At 56.5% G+C, this 16,908-nt stretch carries 16 protein-coding genes and 1 riboswitch; of the genes, 8 read left to right on the top strand and 8 right to left on the bottom strand.

Annotated features, from left to right (window positions below):
• Positions 1 to 12: 12 nt before the first annotated feature.
• Positions 13 to 738 (bottom strand): energy transducer TonB, encoded by a 726-nt coding sequence (locus tag RBB82_RS22535; protein WP_433972968.1) that lies wholly within the window; start codon positions 736 to 738, stop codon positions 13 to 15.
• Between the two features lie 270 nt (positions 739 to 1,008).
• Here RBB82_RS22535 and RBB82_RS22530 point away from each other — a divergent pair, with 270 nt between their 5' ends.
• The gene (locus RBB82_RS22530) at positions 1,009 to 2,598 is read left to right on the top strand and encodes a UbiD family decarboxylase (RefSeq protein ID WP_433972967.1); all 1,590 of its coding nucleotides are present in this window, start codon (positions 1,009 to 1,011) and stop codon (positions 2,596 to 2,598) included.
• Between the two features lie 15 nt (positions 2,599 to 2,613).
• On the opposite strand, the gene RBB82_RS22525 is transcribed toward RBB82_RS22530, so the two are convergent.
• Entirely contained in the window at positions 2,614 to 3,165 is a 552-nt protein-coding gene (locus tag RBB82_RS22525; RefSeq protein ID WP_433972966.1) for a molybdopterin-dependent oxidoreductase, read from the bottom strand.
• A 39-nt stretch (positions 3,166 to 3,204) separates the two neighbouring features.
• Here RBB82_RS22525 and nuoI point away from each other — a divergent pair, with 39 nt between their 5' ends.
• Together nuoI and RBB82_RS22515 are read left to right on the top strand one after the other, a co-directional pair.
• Entirely contained in the window at positions 3,205 to 3,708 is a 504-nt protein-coding gene (gene nuoI, locus RBB82_RS22520) for an NADH-quinone oxidoreductase subunit NuoI (RefSeq protein ID WP_433975442.1), read from the top strand.
• A gap of 251 nt (positions 3,709 to 3,959) precedes the next feature.
• On the top strand, positions 3,960 to 4,337 hold the full coding sequence (locus RBB82_RS22515; RefSeq protein ID WP_433972965.1) for a hypothetical protein: 378 nt from the start codon (positions 3,960 to 3,962) through the stop codon (positions 4,335 to 4,337).
• Positions 4,338 to 4,386: 49 nt separating this feature from the next.
• Here the strand turns inward: RBB82_RS22515 and RBB82_RS22510 are convergent, their stop codons facing one another.
• From RBB82_RS22510 to RBB82_RS22500, 3 genes are all read right to left on the bottom strand, one after another.
• Positions 4,387 to 4,695: a hypothetical protein gene (locus RBB82_RS22510; protein ID WP_433972964.1), complete on the bottom strand. Its 309-nt coding sequence runs from the start codon at positions 4,693 to 4,695 to the stop codon at positions 4,387 to 4,389.
• Positions 4,696 to 5,037: 342 nt separating this feature from the next.
• Positions 5,038 to 6,258: a TIGR03118 family protein gene (locus tag RBB82_RS22505; RefSeq protein WP_433972963.1), complete on the bottom strand. Its 1,221-nt coding sequence runs from the start codon at positions 6,256 to 6,258 to the stop codon at positions 5,038 to 5,040.
• Between the two features lie 275 nt (positions 6,259 to 6,533).
• The gene (locus RBB82_RS22500; RefSeq protein WP_433972962.1) at positions 6,534 to 7,097 is read right to left on the bottom strand and encodes an ECF-type sigma factor; all 564 of its coding nucleotides are present in this window, start codon (positions 7,095 to 7,097) and stop codon (positions 6,534 to 6,536) included.
• Positions 7,098 to 7,388: 291 nt separating this feature from the next.
• On the opposite strand from RBB82_RS22500, the gene RBB82_RS22495 reads away from it, so the two are divergent.
• The 3 genes from RBB82_RS22495 (at position 7,389) to RBB82_RS22485 (ending at position 10,483) form a co-directional block, all read left to right on the top strand.
• The gene (locus RBB82_RS22495) at positions 7,389 to 8,549 is read left to right on the top strand and encodes an IS30 family transposase (protein WP_433972703.1); all 1,161 of its coding nucleotides are present in this window, start codon (positions 7,389 to 7,391) and stop codon (positions 8,547 to 8,549) included.
• A gap of 131 nt (positions 8,550 to 8,680) precedes the next feature.
• A riboswitch (SAM riboswitch) is annotated at positions 8,681 to 8,798 on the top strand.
• A gap of 123 nt (positions 8,799 to 8,921) precedes the next feature.
• Entirely contained in the window at positions 8,922 to 10,202 is a 1,281-nt protein-coding gene (thrC, locus tag RBB82_RS22490) for a threonine synthase (RefSeq protein ID WP_433972961.1), read from the top strand.
• Positions 10,202 to 10,483 carry a MoaD/ThiS family protein gene (locus RBB82_RS22485; RefSeq protein ID WP_433972960.1) on the top strand — a complete coding sequence of 94 codons (282 nt, stop codon included), beginning with the start codon at positions 10,202 to 10,204 and terminating at the stop codon, positions 10,481 to 10,483. Before thrC ends, RBB82_RS22485 begins: the two co-directional genes overlap by 1 nt.
• A gap of 75 nt (positions 10,484 to 10,558) precedes the next feature.
• Here RBB82_RS22485 and RBB82_RS22480 read toward each other — a convergent pair whose 3' ends face one another.
• Positions 10,559 to 11,452 carry an alpha/beta fold hydrolase gene (locus RBB82_RS22480; RefSeq protein WP_433972959.1) on the bottom strand — a complete coding sequence of 298 codons (894 nt, stop codon included), beginning with the start codon at positions 11,450 to 11,452 and terminating at the stop codon, positions 10,559 to 10,561.
• A gap of 275 nt (positions 11,453 to 11,727) precedes the next feature.
• Between RBB82_RS22480 and RBB82_RS22475 the strand changes: the two genes are divergently transcribed.
• Positions 11,728 to 12,690, top strand: coding sequence for a GNAT family N-acetyltransferase (locus tag RBB82_RS22475; protein ID WP_433972958.1), 963 nt, complete (start codon positions 11,728 to 11,730; stop codon positions 12,688 to 12,690).
• 531 nt (positions 12,691 to 13,221) lie between these two features.
• A complete protein-coding gene (locus RBB82_RS22470) occupies positions 13,222 to 13,371 on the top strand; it encodes a lmo0937 family membrane protein (protein WP_020713871.1) in 150 nt (49 codons plus the stop codon).
• Between the two features lie 77 nt (positions 13,372 to 13,448).
• On the opposite strand, the gene lon is transcribed toward RBB82_RS22470, so the two are convergent.
• Together lon and RBB82_RS22460 are read right to left on the bottom strand one after the other, a co-directional pair.
• Positions 13,449 to 15,875: an endopeptidase La gene (lon, locus tag RBB82_RS22465; protein WP_433972957.1), complete on the bottom strand. Its 2,427-nt coding sequence runs from the start codon at positions 15,873 to 15,875 to the stop codon at positions 13,449 to 13,451.
• A 319-nt stretch (positions 15,876 to 16,194) separates the two neighbouring features.
• The gene (locus tag RBB82_RS22460; protein WP_433972956.1) at positions 16,195 to 16,902 is read right to left on the bottom strand and encodes an HAD family hydrolase; all 708 of its coding nucleotides are present in this window, start codon (positions 16,900 to 16,902) and stop codon (positions 16,195 to 16,197) included.
• Between the last annotated feature and the right edge of the window lie 6 nt (positions 16,903 to 16,908).

The following is a 16,908-nucleotide window of genomic DNA, read 5'->3' as shown; positions in this document are numbered from 1 at the left end:
TCGAACTCTTCATCAGGCTCCCATGCGAAAGTTCACCGTAATGGTGGTCTGGACGTCTGTCGCCTCACCATTCAGTCTGTAGGGTTGGTAACGCGCTGCTCGTATCGCCTCGATCGCAGCGGTTTGTAGCAGCACAGGTCCGCTGATCACGTGCAAGCTTTCAATCGTGCCTGACCGCGAGATGATGGCTTCCACAACTACTGTTCCTTCGACGTGCGCAGCCTTTGCAATCGCCGGATAGACGGGCCGAATCGGAGCGATGAGCATTCCCGCCAAAACGCCCGACGAGACATGGAACGGCTTATCTGCTGTCCGTGTCGTGGCGACCGTTACACTTGGATGAGATCCGTTATCGCCGACATCGAGTCCCGTCGGCAACCCATACGACGTCCCCATTCCACGATCGATTGCAATGAGAGCAGGTTCGTCGTCCAGAGCGTGGTTCCGCGCTGAAGACAACGTCGAAACGGCAAGCGGTCGAGGCAACGATGACGCAGCGCTTGATGACGCCTCTGTGATTCGCTCCACACGTACAGGTGGCGCTGGTGGCTTCGGCAGCAGGGGCAGCAGAACCTTAGGCGAATCCTCGTGAAATTGCATTGCCTCCGGGTGAAACAGAGGCAGCGCAATCACCACCGCAGCAACCGCGAACTGCAAGCTGATCGACGCCAAGGCTGTCCAACGTTTACTCGATGAGATAGGTAGTACACGCGACTCGACAAGACTGTCCTCAAACATAGAAGCACCCTCCAGCGTTCGGATATCAGGTGCGCATCTAGCGAGGAATGCGGCCGTACTACGTTAGACACCTGCGCCGCCGTTATGTTCCCGCGACGACTCGCACTGACAGTTCGCAGCTCGTTGCGATTTGATTGCACCGCGAATGTGCCCGTCTTTGTTTGCAATGCCGTTTGCAATACCAGCACTTGATCGAAGAGACCAACGCTGCACAGCCGAACCCGTTACCATAGAGCTTCGGCCCGCAATGGACTGCGGCAGGAGAGGGAATTGGCCTACAACGATCTACGCGACTGGATTAAGCAACTGGAGAAAGCCGGCGAACTAAAGCGCATCACGGCCGAGGTCTCACCTGACCTTGAGATGGCTGAGATCGCCGACCGCACTGCCAAACTCGGCCGCGGCACGCCAAACGCCGGAGGTCCAGCGCTGCTCTTCGAGAATGTAAAAGGACATCCCGGCGCACGCGTTCTGATGAACCAGTTTGGCAGCGAACGCCGCATGAGGCTCGCCCTCGAGACCGACTCGCTCGACGCCATCGCCGACCGCATCCGCACCTTGATCAAGCCTCAGACGCCAACCAGTTTTATGGACAAGCTCAAGATGTTGCCGATGCTGACCGAGGTCGGCAACTTCTTCCCGAAGGTCGTCGCGGCAAAAGATGCCCCATGCAAGCAGGTCATTCATCGTGGTGAAGAGGTCAATCTCCTCGACCTCCCGATCCTCAAGACCTGGCCGCAGGACGGCGGCCCATTCATCACCCTCCCATGTGTCATCACACGCGATCCGAAGTCCGGCAAACGCAACGTCGGCATGTACCGCATGCAGGTCTACGACGGCAAGACGACCGGCATGCACTGGCAGCGCCAGAAGGTCGCCGCGGAACACATGCGCGAGCGTCTCCGCGAAGCATCGCCCGACTCCGCAGCACGCGTTGACCTGATGGCGATCACCGCCGGTGGAACGGCCGCTGCGTCCTCGCTCGACACACTCAACACCACCACACTCACAAAAATTCGCGAAGACCGCATGGAGATCGCAGTAGCCATCGGCACCGACCCCGCGACCACCTTCAGCGCCATCGTCCCCGCACCGCCAGACGTCGAGGAGTATCTCATCTCCGGCTTCCTCCGCCAGAAGCCCGTCGAGCTCGTCAAAGCCGAGACCGTCGATCTCGAAGTCCCCGCCAACGCCGAGTACATCCTCGAAGGCTACGTTCAACTCGGCGAACTCCGCACCGAAGGCCCCTTCGGCGACCACACCGGCTTCTACACCATGCAGGACGAATATCCTGTCTTCCACATCACCTGCATCACGCACCGCAAAGATCCCATCTACGCCGCAACAATCGTTGGCAAGCCGCCAATGGAGGACGCCTGGATGGGCAAGGCCGTCGAGCGCATCTTCCTGCCGCTCATGCAGCTCACCCTGCCCGAGATCGTCGACGTCAACCTCCCAGCCGAAGGTGTCTTCCACAATCTCATGATCGTCTCCATCAAAAAGAGCTACGCTGGCCACGCAAGAAAGATCATGAGCGGCATCTGGGCGATGGGCCAGGCGATGTTCACCAAGTGCATCATCGTCGTCGACGAAGACTGCGACGTTCAGGACCTCGCCGACGTCACACTCCGCACCGCCAACAACATCGACCCCGAGCGCGACATCCAGTTCACACTCGGCCCAGTGGACTCACTCGATCACGCCAGCCGCCTCCCCAACTACGGAAGCAAGATGGGCATCGACGCCACACGCAAGTGGGAGGCTGAAGGCTTCACCCGACCCTGGCCGCCAATGCTCACGATGGACGCTGCCGTAAAGACAAAAGTCGATGCAATGTGGAAGAAGCTGGGTATCGAATAGCTCGAATACCCAGCCTTACTCCGCGCTCTTCACCGTGATCGCGCTGAGATTCCGCACCCACCGCTGTGGCTTCTTGTCTTCGCTATCGACCAGCTTGAACTGCCCATCCTCGCCAAGCGGCTTACCCCCCAGGCTGGTCGCAACAATTACGTCGCCGTTATGCTCTGAGACCTCAACCTCCGTAACCGAATAGAGCACCCAGTACTTATCCATTCCTTCGGCGACGATATAGCTCCGCAGCATCTTACGATGAGTCGTTTTATCCACCGGCAAGCCGTACTTCGCCAGCAGATCACCCAGCGGCACACCGGTGTACGTCTCATCGGTCTTCATATGCTCGTTGTAGACGGTAACCGTCTTCTGCGGCATCGCCGCCAGCTCCGCAACCGACAACGTCGCCGCCTTACCATCCACCGTCACCGTAAGGCTGGTCGAAGGCGGAGTAGGTGCATGAACATGCTCTGTCATTCCCCCTGCTGATGCGTCCTGCGCAAAGGAGCGGACGGTGCTCAGTCCCACAAAAGACATGGCAATCACGAGCGAAAGGGAAGCGGTGGCATGTTTCATGACTTTCAGCCTACCGCGCACCCGTCGTATACTCAAGGCATGTCTATCGTCCGCGACGCCGCAGCCATTGCCAAGGGAATGAGCATCACGCTGAAGCAGGCCTTCCAGCCGACCGAAGTCGAGAACTATCCCGACGGCAAAGGTCCCATGCGCGGGGCCATATTTCAGGAGCGCTTCCGTGGCAAGCACCAGCTTCAGCGCGACGAGAACGGTCTCGAGAAGTGTGTCGCCTGCTTCCTCTGTGCTGCCGCCTGCCCCTCGAACTGCATCTACATCGAAGCCGCAGAGAACACCGAAGAGAAGCGCATCTCAAGCGCAGAGCGCTACGCCAAGGTCTACAACATCGACTACAACCGCTGCATCTTCTGCGGCTACTGCGTCGAGGCTTGCCCCACCGATGCCATCACCCACGGCCACGGCTTCGAGCTTGCCAGCCTCAACGCGACATCGCTCGTCATGCGGAAGGAAGACCTGCTCATTCCTACTCCAGCGCTCCCGGACGCCGTGCGTTCCGATAAAGACACAGCCGAGATCCTCGCCTAGCCGGTTGCGTACATCGGCGCGGTACCTACCCCAAACTTCGGAGCATTAGCATCCCCATGGTCCCTTTGCCGGGTACTTTGCGATTTTTGGGGAGGCTCTGTCACCTTCGATTTGCCACTGCAATCAGCCGAACCTCCGATAAAATAAGGATGCCCCTACAGCCGCAGATGGCACGGGAGACAGCATTGTCTCTTGCCCATTCTGGACTTCAAAGCAGGGCGCGCACAGGCTCAACGAAAGTTAGAGAAACAATGGACACCCCGACCGACAGCAAGCGCGCTATCCTCCATATCTGCACCCGTGAAACGATACGCCCCCTCCGCGACCAGGTCTTACGCCTCCATGGATTCGACGTGGACTCCACCCTCAATCACGACGAGGGCCTGTCCATGTTTTGGGCCCGCCAATACGACCTTGTTCTGATCGACGTCGAAGGGGAAACCGGCATCCCTCACGCTGAAAAGATGTGTTCGGCGATCAAAACAGCTCAGCATCAGCAACTGGTCGCCTTCGTCTGCAACTGGCGCGTCGCTATCCTCACCGACTGCCCTGACGAGATTCTGCGCACAGAGTTCGACCCCGCAGCCTTTGCACAGGGCGTCCAGGACATCATCCCCCCGACCGCCTGACACGATGGCCTGATATCGACAGCCCGATTCAGAATCAGGTGAAATCGTTCTAAAGCTGAGGAATCGGAATAGTCCGCTTATCCTTACTGACCATCGTCTTGGGCTTAGCCGTTGCAGTTGCTTGATCCTGCACAGCCGCTGGCGCGGTACCGTTCGCCTGACTCGTCGCGTCTGCCTGCGTTGTTTGTGTTGAGGCGGTATTCCCACTCTGAGCCGAGCTCGCGCTAGCCGTGCTCGCTGCGGCGCTTGGCTTCTTCTTGGTCGCAGTTGTCGTCGTATTCTGTGCCACCGCAATCGAACCCGCCAGTAACAACACGCTCATCGCAAAATTTAAAGCGAAATCGAGCTCTCTCTTCATGGTCGTCATCTCCTCAACAAGTCGTGCAATACACCAGCCCAGTACACTCACCCCTCCGCCCCCTGTCGATACAACTTCCGCGTCAAAAAACCGGTATTGGGTTAGCTTCAGTTCGGGACAAGCGAAGTTGCCGAAGATCCGTTTTTCGGAAACAGGGTAACAAGGTCTAGTAATTCACTGTTGGCTTCGCGCGGCGAGCCGTGACTTCACATCCAGAGAGGGAAGCATGCCCTTGACGGCGAGCACTTGATTTGAAGTGAGGTTGTGTTCGGCGTTGTCTTAAACAACGAGAGCCATGGACACGAGGCCCACAGCTTTCATTGTTTCTCCGCCGCTGTTCTTTTATTGCGAGTTGCCTTGGATGAGTTCTTCGGAAACTGGTATCAGGTATCCGAAAAGGCCGGCGGTCGCCTCTCTGGGGGCTGCGGTAAAGTAGAGTTCCGCTGCGGGGGCCTCGTCGGGGTCGTAGCTGTTGGGTGTCGAACTGTTGGCAAAACTCATGCTCAAAATGCCGTTGATCGAGAGTGGCTTGCCGCTCTCGTCCTCAAGCAGGCCTTCGAACTTGCCCGTATCGAGATCGTAGGCGGAGATGAATCCGGCTGACTGTGTGCTCCCACCGGCGGCAAAGTTCGAGACAAGTAGGCTGTGGCTGAAGCGCCCGAAGTCGAGAGGAGCGAGCGTTACTCCCCAGGGTGCGTTAAGCCAGTCGCCATGCTCGAGACGTCGAAGCAGTTTTCCTTTTGACGAGTAGATGTCGACATAACCCAGACCGGGACCTGGAGTTTCAACGGGATTGTCGGCAAAGTGCAGAGCATAAGTGACGACGATGTCGTTGCCGATGACCTGCACGTTGAATGGCACAAAGTTACGTGGAAGGCGGTCATCGGTGAAGGGCCTGTCGTCATCGCCGAAGAGATGGTCGTTGTCTAAGAAGCCATCGTGGTGATCATTATCGCCCTTCAATCTCACCGGCTTGAAGGTGTTGTCGTAGACATCGATGCGGCCTCTGTGAAAGTTCGCGGCATAGAGGTAACGGCTGCCATCGACGAGCGCGGTGGTGATGGCGGTATAGCCAGACCCGCGATCGCCCCGTGCGACGGTTACAGCGTTGGTTGAGGGAGGATTGGCCCCGGAGGCGAGGCCGACGGTTGGGTTCCATGCTGCGATGGATCCGTCCAGAGTCGCGAAAATAAAGGCTGCAGGTTTATTGGGAGCGGCAGGAAAGTCTGTTGGGCTACTGTTGGAGATCATACCCGTGGGAGTGCCGGTCGGGAGCTTCTTGTCGTTGGGGTCGGACTTGGGAATCGTAACGACGAGAGATTGTTTCGCTCCCGGTCCGTCGTAAAGTGTGGCCAGTCCCGTGGTCACGTCAGACACCCACCATGTGCTGCCCGAGCTTCGAGCGAGGCCCCAGGCACCGACGAGCTGAGGGTCGGTCGACTCGGCGCCTCCGGATGCGTTTGAGTCGAGGTTGACCTGCGTGTAGTGCTGTGCGAAGGCAGCGGACGATACCGACAGTGTAAGCGTTGCGCCTGCAACCAGATTGAGAAAGAATTTCATCATGAAGCTCCTTATGCTGAATTGTTCTGCGGGCCGGTGGCGGCGCTTCAGCTGCCGGCGTTGCGCGCCGGAGCCTGGATCAACTCGGGCGGGAGGAACCGCGTTGAAATCCTCAGAGAGGTTCATTGCCTCTGAAGCGCCGCACTTGAGATATCGGAAACAGGAATCGAAAGGCGACACCCTCGGAAAAATAATCGTCTGTCAGCGGCTACCGAGGCGAGGCTTCCACGTACGCCTGGCTGGCACTGTCGTATAGCGGGATGATCAGGGCCCAGCGCCTAGATCTTCAGATCTTCTTGAATCAAGGACCGCATATACATTCGAGCCTTCTCCCACTTTCTTTGAACGGTGCGCTCCGAGACTTCCTGCATCACCGCGATCTCGGCAAATGAAAACCCGTGAAAGAACTTCAGATCTACCAACTCGGCGAGTTCGGGTTGAGCCTTCGCCAGCTGGATCAACGTATGGCGAATCGTGATGATCTCTCTAGTGTGAGGCGGCGGGTAGGCTATTTCGTCAACGAGATGGGTGATTTCGAAGCTTCCTCCTCGCTTCAAAGCATTGCGATTACGAGCGTGATCTACGATCAGACTCTTCATCACACGACTCACGTATCTCGTGAAGTGCATCTCATTCACGAACGGCGGAGCTGTTCGGCTTGCCATCTGCACGTAAGCGTCATGCAGCAAAGCTGTCTCGCTCAGTTCGTTGATGGCGTGCCTCGCAACCAGAAATTTCGCTAATCGGTATAGCCGGACGGACAGAGCGTTGAACCAGATGTCGACAGTCTTATGAGAGCAGCATTCCGTCAGCACGAAGTGTGGAGATTCGACTAGTTGCACGAATAAAAGTCCTGAAACGATGGCACGTATGCGCATCGGAGTACCGCAGCGATCTTTGCGCGGCCAGAGACGATAACCAAGATGTGGAGGATTTATTCCAACGATCTGGAAAATAGTAAGAGAATCAAGCGGCGGACCATCTCAAATCGGGTTTTGGGAAACTGTATCTAAACTTGCCGCGGGGAGAAGTGATCGGAGTGAGGAATCCCCGTAGTTCCCGGGAAGTCAGGCGGTCTCAACCGGTCGGTGCAACACCATCTGATATGAATTCAATTTCAAAAGGTGGTGGTTATGGCACAAGGAAAACGGAACAGGCTTTCCACTGGGCAGAGGATCGAGATGTGGCGGCGCTGGAAGGCGGGCGAGTCGTTGCATGACATTGGTCGAGCCTTTGGTAAGGGGCATGGTTCCATTCGGTTCCTGTTGACGCAGCGCGGCGGGATAGTTCCTCCCGCTCGTCGGCGCTCACCGCGGACTCTGACGCTGGCCGAGCGGGAAGACATCTCACGAGGAATCGCAGCCGGCTTGTCGATTCGTGGGATAGCCAGCGGATTGCAACGGCCTGTGTCGACCGTGGGTCGGGAGATCGCGCGTCACGGTGGCCGTCCACTCTATCGAGCCAGTGAAGCCGATCGTCAGGCCTGGGAGTCGGCTCTGCGACCCAAGGTGTGTCTTCTTGCGAACCACGAAGAACTGCGGACGATCGTGGCCAGTAAACTGATCCTGGACTGGTCGCCGGAACAGATTTCGAAATGGTTGAAGGTAAGCTATCCCAACAACGAGAGCATGCGCGTGTCCCACGAAACCATCTACCGCAGCTTATTCCTCCAGGCCCGCGGAGTGCTGAAAAAAGAGCTGGTTCAGCATCTCCGGTCCAAGCGGCTGATCCGTCGTTCACGGCACGCGCGGGCAGCGGGACAGTCCCGCGGACAGATCGTTGATGCGATCTCTATCAGCGAGAGACCAGCGGAGGTTGAAGACCGCGCCGTTCCCGGTCATTGGGAGGGCGACCTACTTGCAGGCAGCAAGAATACTCATATCGCAACCCTGGTGGAACGGCACTCGCGTTTTGTCATGCTCATCAAGGTGCCCAGCAAAGACACAACGACGGTCGTCGCCGCGCTGAGCAAGCACGTGCTCAAACTCCCCGCGACCCTGCGGCGCTCGTTGACCTGGGACCGAGGGTTGGAGATGGCACAACACAAGAGCTTCACGGTGGACACGAACGTGAAAGTCTACTTCTGCGATCCACAGAGTCCGTGGCAGCGCGGCACCAATGAAAATACAAACGGCCTGCTAAGACAGTACTTCCCTAAGAAGACCGACTTGTCCGTCCACACTCAAGCCCATCTCAACAAGATCGCGCTGCGTCTCAACCAACGCCCGCGAGAGACCTTGGGCTTTCAAACGCCGGCGAGTAAACTCCAAGCCAGTGTTGCATCGACCGGTTGAGCTGGCACAGCTTTTCGGCAAGTTCAGTAGTTCGCATTAAACTGACTCACTACCCAAAAATCTCCACAAGTTGCGGCCCTGGCTGGCCTGTGATACAAACGATGTATTCCAGTCTGCTTCGGCAGATTTGAATTTCATGCAGAGTGGTTGAGGGACGAGCCCTTTGACGCCACGACAACCGGACAGAACAAAGACGTACCGGTGTCAACTCTCTCCTGGGAGCCTTTTAGGCCGCAGGGAACATGAGATTCGGAGCACGCAAGCCCGAATTCCAAGCTTGCACCCCGCATTTCACCTTCCCTGGCCGATCTGGCACCCCCAAAAAGAGAGCAAGCGCAAAGTTCAAGCCCCTTTCCCCTCGGAAAGAGCATCATGAACTACTCCTGTAGCCGGTACGAGCTGAAGTGCAACGAGTGCGGCAAGCGTTTTGGCAACCAACCGCTCTCCGCATGCCCCGATTGCCTCGCCCCCCTCGAGATCGCCTATGATCTCGAAGCCGCCCGCGGCATCTTCACCCGGGAAAACATCGCAGCCGGCCCGGCCAACATCTGGCGTTACGCCGCTCTCCTCCCCATCCCCGAAGGCTTCCAGCCCGACCTCCCCGTAGGCTTTACCCCCCTCATTCGCGCAAAAAACCTCGGCAAGCGCATCGGCGCCACCAACCTCTACATCAAGAACGACGCGGTCTGCTTCCCAACCCTCAGCTTCAAGGACCGAGTCGTCTCCGTCGCCCTCGCCAACGCGCAGAAGTTCGGCTTCGAGATCGTCGGATGCTCCTCCACCGGCAACCTCGCCAACTCCGTCGCCGCCCAGGCCGCTCGCCTCGGCCTCAAGGCCACCATCCTCGTCCCAGGCGATCTCGAGCCCGCCAAGATCCTCAACACTCAGGTCTACGGCGCGCGCCTCATCCGCATCGACGGCAACTACGACCACGTCAACCGCCTCTGCACCCAGATCGCCGACGAATACGCCTGGGGCCTCGTCAACGTAAACCTCCGCCCCTACTACGCCGAAGGCTCCAAGACCGTCGGCTACGAGATCGCCGAGCAGCTCGGCTGGCGTCTTCCCGACAACGTCGTCGTCCCCATGGCCGGCGGCTCGCTCATCCGCAAAATTCGCAAGGCCTTCAACGAACTCATCTACCTCGGCCTCGTCGAAGAAAAGCCAGTCCGCTTCTTTGGCGCTCAGGCCACGGGCTGCTCGCCCATCTCGGTCGCCGTCAAATCCGGCGCCGACTTCATCGAACCCCAGCGCCCCAATACAATCGCCCGCTCCCTCGCCATTGGCAATCCAGCCGACGGCCCCGCCGCAGCGAAGATGATCCGCAGCAGTGGCGGTTGGGCAGAAGACGTATCCGATGTCGAGATCGTCTCCGGCATCCAGGAACTCGCCGAGACCGAAGGTATCTTCACCGAAACCGCCGGCGGCGTCACTACTGCCGTCACCGCGCGCCTCTACGCCGACGGCCGCATATCTCCCGATCAAATCACCGTGACGTGCATCACCGGCAACGGCCTCAAGACAACCGACGCACTCACCGGCCACTACCAGCAGGAACGCGCCGTCCGCCCGCGGCTCGCAGACTTCGATGCTTACATCCGCGAGCTCGACGGCACCGCAGAGCCCGAACTGGCCACAGCAGGAGCAAACTAATGTCGATCAAAGTTACCCTTCCCACTGCCTTCACCCGCCACACCGATGGCCGCAAGCAATTCAACTCCGCCGCGCAAAATCTACCCGGCCTCATCGCCGACATCGACACGACCTTCCCCGCACTCTCAACGCAGATCAAAGATGAAGAGGGCAAGCTCCGCCGTTTCATCAACATCTACGTCAACGATGAAGACATCCGCTTCCTCGGCGGGGAAACCTACGCCTTCCAGGACGGCGACGAAGTCATGCTTATCCCATCAATCGCCGGCGGCAGCATCTAGTCATACCGAGCAAAACGATGCCTCTCGCAGTCTGTAGCGAGAGGCGTCGTCATTTAAGATCAACCCCGCTTCACATCAAAATTTCTGCTTCGTAAGAAACCCTTCGATCCGGCTCCCAATCTCTTCGCCATGCGTCTCCAGCGCAAAGTGGCCTGTGTCCAACAGGTGTGTCTCCACGCTTTTTAGATCGCGACTGTAAGGAGCCGCACCCTCCGGTGGAAAGATGAAGTCGTTCTTGCCCCAGACGATGAGCGTTGGCGGTTGGTACTTCCGAAAGAAGGCCTGAAAGTCCGGGTACAGCGGCACGTTGCTCCCATACGAAAGAAACAGATCCATCTGGATGTCCCGATTCCCAGCGCGATCCAACCCAACCTGATCCACGATCCACGTCGTCGGGTCCAACAGCGTCTTGTCGGCGACACCATTTTCGTACTGCCACTGCGTCGCCTTCTGCTCGACGAGAAAATAAAGCGCCTCCCGGTTCGCCTGCGTCGGAGAGGCCCAGTACGCCTTGATCGGTTCCCAGAACTTGAGCAGACCCTCGTCGTACGCATTGCCATTCTGTACAACCAGCGCCTGCACCCGATCCGGCTGCCGCAGCGCAAGGCGATAACCAATCGGCGCGCCATAGTCCATCACATACAGGGAGTACTTGCTCAGACCAAGCGCCGTAACAAATCCCTCTACAATGTTGGTCAAATTTTCAAAGGTGTAAGCAAAGCTCTTGTGATCCGGCATGCTGCTCATCCCGAAGCCGGGATAGTCAGGCGCAATCACACGGAACGACGGCGCAAGCCGCGGAATCAGGTTACGAAACATATTCGATGAGGTCGGAAATCCATGCAACAGGAGGAGGACAGGAGCGGATTGCGACCCAGCCTCTCGATAGAACACATCCTGCTCCTTTACCCGAACAGTCTTGTAGTGAACTGGAAATACCTCACGAGGGGAAGCGTTGACTGTAGTCATAGTGCGTCTCCGTTTCAAAATAAATTTGTGGTGCCGATTGGTGGATGGGGGACCGGGATCAAGGCCGAAGCGACTCGATACATGCCGACTCGCATTGAACAAGCTGTTTCTGGTTTACATCCATTCGATGGTGGATTTTCGTCGCATGATGTTAGTTTTTGCTGAAATCTTCGAGAAACGAGCCCCCAGTGGTTTGCACCATTGAGATGGAATTGGCTATCGCGCATACCATGGTCCAACGGATAAAATCGCGGGCTGATACAGGAGCGTAGCGAATGCCACCAAGTCAAATCAAAGTTGCTCTCATCAGACGCAGCGAGGTTGAAGAAGCGGACCGCATCGTCCGGCTGGCCTTTGGAACGTTTTTAGGAGTGCCCAATCCACCCGACTTCATGGGCGACCGGAACTTTATGACACCACGCTGGCAGTCTCCCAACGTCAAGGTGCTCGCGGCACGCGATGGCAACCGACTGATCGGAACGAACGTCCTCACACGGTGGGGCTCGTTCGCGTTCTTTGGGCCTCTGACCGTACTGCCGGAGTACTGGGACCGCGGCGTGGCCAAGCTGCTTCTCGAATCCACTATGACGACATTCGACAGATGGGGCGTGCGGCACACCGGTCTCTTCACCTTTCCGCAGAGCGCCAAGCATGTGAGCCTGTATCAAAAGTTCGGCTATTGGCCGCGCTATCTCACCGCCATCATGACGTTCACTCCGGAGGCCAACCCAAGCCCTCTGGACAAACGTACGAATGCGCTGGTATTTCTGTCGTCTTTGAAGAAGAGCCAGCGCGAACTGGCCATTCAGGCGTGCGCCAAACTAGCCCATAAGATCGACAAAGGCCTCGACCTCACCGCCGAGATACGGGCCGTGCACGCACAGCACACCGGCGACGTTGTATTGACCTACACGCGTGGTGTTCTCGAAGCCTTTGCCGTCTGCATGAGCGGACCTGGATCTGAGGGTGGCGCGAAGACCTGCTACGTCAAGTTCGCTGCCGCTCGTGGAGGCACAGGCGCAGGCGAACGTTTCGACAAATTGCTGGATGCCTGTGAGGCGTTCGCATCCTCACGTGGAGTGTCTGTAGAGGCAGGCATGAACTCTGCTCGTGAAGACGCCTACCGGCGTATGCGATCTCGCGGCTATCAGGTAGCGATGCAAGGCGTTGCGATGCATCGTCCTCATTCGGAGGGGTTCAACCGCGCTGACGCCTACGTGATCGACGACTGGCGTTAGTGGCACTCATGAGACTTGTCATGGAACTCTCCCGTCATCCCACAGCTCTCGATTGTTCAGAACCAGCAGGCTGTCACCACGAAAAACCTGTCAAGCCCCCAAACACTCTATCCCCAATCGATGCATAGACATACGCGTGGCGTATGAGATTACCAGAACTAGATATACTGGAAGTACAGCATGAAGAAAGGCCCCGTGATCTCACACGGGGCCTTGTTTGTTTAACTATTGCTCGTAACTCCTTTGATTGGACGAATTTGACCGCAACCCATTTGTTATGACGAATTTGCAAGTGAGCTCGTGTCGTAAGTGTCTAAAAAGAAGGAATTTACGCGCAGGTAATAGGGGGGGGGTACCCCTCCAGGGAAAGGAACATCGAGTGCCGAGAGAAGAGTAGGTAATCAGTGCACGGAAGGTCCGATTTGAGCAATCTGTACGCTCCGAGCAACGAATTAGTCGCGCTACAGCTCTTATGATTTGTAAATATTTGCTTGGCGAGCGCCAATTTTTGTCCCAGGAAAGTAGGTCATCATGTTTTTGATTCTGGCAGTTGTGCTGGTATTGCTTTGGCTGGGCGGGTTCTTCGTTCTGCATGTCAGCAGCTTCCTCATTCACCTGCTGCTCATCTTTGCTTTGATCTCGATCATTATGAATTTCGTCGGCGGTAGACGCGCAGTCTAGAAAATCCTCGGTGAATCACAATAACGACAAAGGCCGAACCCATAACGGGTTCGGCCTTTATTCTCTGCTTTGAAGACCTACTGATGAGAGATAGGCTGTGGGATATCGATCCCCGCTGGCGGCAGCACCGGCGTCAGCGCTTCGGGGGTCTCTTCCCGCAGCTCGGGCAGATTTCCCTCAAGCGCAAGCTTCAGCACCTGGTCCATCTCCTCGACGAAGTGCAGCTTCATGCTGCTCTTCAGCAACTCAGGCAGATCGGCCATGTCCTTACGGTTCTCCTCGGGCAGAATCGCCTCGAAGATACCCGCACGATGCGCTGCAAGCAGCTTCTCTTTCAGCCCACCGATAGGAAGCACCTTGCCGCGCAGAGTGATCTCGCCGGTCATGGCGATGTCACGCCGAACCTTGATCTTGGTAAGCGCGCTCGCGAGTCCGGTAGCCAGAGTAATTCCTGCCGACGGACCATCCTTCGGGATCGCTCCCTCCGGCACGTGAACATGAATGTCGACGTTCTTGTAAAAGTCCTTCGCCAGCCCAAGATGATGCGAACGCGACCGAATATAAGTGAGCGCAGCCTGAGCCGACTCCTGCATCACGTCGCCCAGCTGCCCGGTGGCCGTCATCTTGCCTTTACCGTCGAGTACCTGAACCTCGGTCTGCAAAATTGTTCCACCCATCTCGGTCCAGGCCAGACCGGTCACAAGACCGACCTCGCTCTTCTCATGAACCTGCGAGTCGCGGAACTTAGCTACGCCGAGAATGTCACTGATGTTTCCGCCAGTGATCGTCTCCTTGTGTTCCGCACCGTTCTTCACGACACGCCGCGCAACCTTGCGGCAAACATTCCCGATCTCGCGCTCCAGATTACGGACGCCGGCTTCGCGTGTGTATCCGCGAATGATCTGGCGAAGCGCATCGTCCTCGAAGATGATCTGCTCCTCGGTCAATCCCGTGCCTTCACGCTGTTTCTTCACAAGGTACTGCTTGGCGATCTCCAGCTTCTCAACCTCGGTATAACCATGCAGCCGAAGAATCTCCATACGATCCTGCAGCGGTCCCGGGATCGTGTGCAGCACATTTGCCGTCGCGACAAACAGCACCTGCGACAGATCGTATTCGACATCCAGATAATGGTCCTGGAACGACGTATTCTGCTCTGGATCGAGTACCTCAAGCAGAGCGCTCGCCGGATCGCCGCGGAAGTCCGAAGCCATCTTGTCGATCTCATCCAGCATAAACACAGGGTTCTTGGTCCCAGCCTTCTTCATCGACTGGATAATTTGTCCCGGCAGCGCACCGATATAAGTCCGCCGATGTCCACGTATCTCAGCCTCGTCTCGAACACCACCAAGCGACATCCTAACGAACTTACGCCCGGTAGCCTTAGCGATCGACATCCCCAATGACGTCTTACCCACGCCCGGAGGCCCGACAAAGCACAAAATTGAACCCTTCGGATTCTTGACCAGCTGACGAACAGCGAGAAACTCGAGAATCCGCTCCTTGATCTTCTCCAAACCATAGTGATCTTCGTTCAGAATCTGCTCGGCATGCTCGATTGAACGAATCTCCTTTGACCGTTTCTTCCACGGAACAGCGAGAAGCCAATCGAGGTAGTTTCGCGATACTGTCGACTCAGCCGACATTGGCGGCATCGCCTCAAGCTTCTTCAACTCCTGCAGCGACTTTTCCAGGACGTCTTTCGGCATTCCGGCTGCTTCAATCTTCTTCTTCAGCTCGTCAAACTCGGACTTCTCGCCGCGACCAAGCTCCTTTTGGATAGCCTTGATCTTCTCGTTGAGGTAGTACTCCTTTTGAGCCTTCTCCATCTGCCGCTTCACTCGCGACTGAATGGTCCGATCCATATTTAGCTTCTCTATAGCAACGTCCAGGACGTCGGCAACCTTGGACAATCGATCCTCGGGATCGAAAACCTCCAGCAACTGCTGCTTCTCTTCGATCGACAGTTGTAGATTCGCGGCAATTGTATCGGCTAGCTTTGCCGGTTCGTCCGCGCGGACGCTTGCCGCCATCGTCTCGTAGTTCAACGACTGCTGCAGCTTCACATATTGCTCAAATAGCGAGTGGACGCGCTGCATCAACTGCTCTACTTGTGGTGTTATCTCGAGCTGGGTCTGACCAGTGCGTACGGTGGCCACAAAAAACCCGTCAACGTCATTGACTTCGGTCGCCCGTGCTCGCTCAACACCTTCAACTAATACTTTAATGTTGCCATCTGGCATCTTGACGCTTTGGACGATATTGCCGATCGTGCCCGTCTCGTAAATATCATCTGCGTTTGGTTCATCCACAGAAGCATCATGCTGGGTTGCGAGAAATATCTTCCGGTCGCTTGATAGCGCCTCCTCGAGTGCACGGACACTCGACTCACGACCCACAACAAACGGAGTCATCATGTGAGGAAAGATGACCATGTCACGAATGGGCATCATTGGGAGCTTACGAACATCACCGCTCAGCGCTTTTTTTGGTTGATTTGTCATCTCTCTCCAATTAGACGTTAAAACACCGAAAATGATGCACCGGCGTCGCGGCTTCCAGTGATTGTAATTCCTTGGGCAGTACTGTGCATTACCAGGACTCATTGGATGCGAAAATTGGCAATATACCTGCTTTTTCGATCAAAGTTTGCAACCACACTTTACGGTATCCGAATTGGTGTGTCTCGAGGAAAGTGAGGCATATACTGCAATCGACACGCCATTCTCGCGAGTATTTGAAAGTTACTACCACGCTGGTTTTCCAAGGTTGAACCGTATAGTACTAGGTTTTTCCGTCACGAGAAACGATGAGTGGATTGAATTAAATCTCTCCAAGTGTGAGTATCTGAAACCAATCGGCGGGGGTGTGGGCCAAGTGATCGGGTGGCGCGTCTAACAGAGATTGAGGGTTGAGTCCGAAGGTGCAACCAACGCTGCGGACTCCGCAATTGCGTGCGGTGAGAACGTCGATGTCAGTATCACCGACCATGACGGTATCTGTAGGTGCGATAGGGTAGCCAGCTAAGGTACTGGCTTCGGCAATGAGAGTCTCGAGGCCGTGGGGATCGGGTTTCTTGGTGTGGAAGCTATTCCCACCATAGTTTTGGAAGAAAAAGCGTGATAGGCCGAAGTGCGCGCAAATGTCGCGAGAGGGGTTGACGGGTTTGTTGGTGAGGACCGCCATGAGGATGTCAGGGTTTGCGTCGCGTAGTGATTCAAGGGACTCGATGACGCCAGGATAGACGTAGGTATTGTCGAGTTTGTGGATTCGGTAATAGCCGAGGAAGAATGTTAGTGCTTCGGTTACATATTGTTCATCGGCAGGATCGCCTTCAGGGTCACCGATGGCGCGGCGGACAAGCATAGAGGCACCGTCACCAATGTAACCGGAGATGACGGCTTCTGGCAGGGCGGGCTTACCGAGATGGGTAAGAGTTGCGTTAACCGAATTACAAAGGTCAGCGTGGGAATCTATGAGGGTGCCGTCAAGATCGAAGATGACTAAGCGAGGAGTTGCGGCGGGAGACATTATTTA

The sequence above is a fragment of the Tunturiibacter lichenicola genome, assembly GCF_051013355.1.
GTDB classification, from domain to species: domain Bacteria; phylum Acidobacteriota; class Terriglobia; order Terriglobales; family Acidobacteriaceae; genus Edaphobacter; species Edaphobacter lichenicola_F.
The sequence above is the reverse complement of the archived record's forward strand: the minus strand, read 5'-3'. Positions and strand labels throughout refer to the sequence as shown.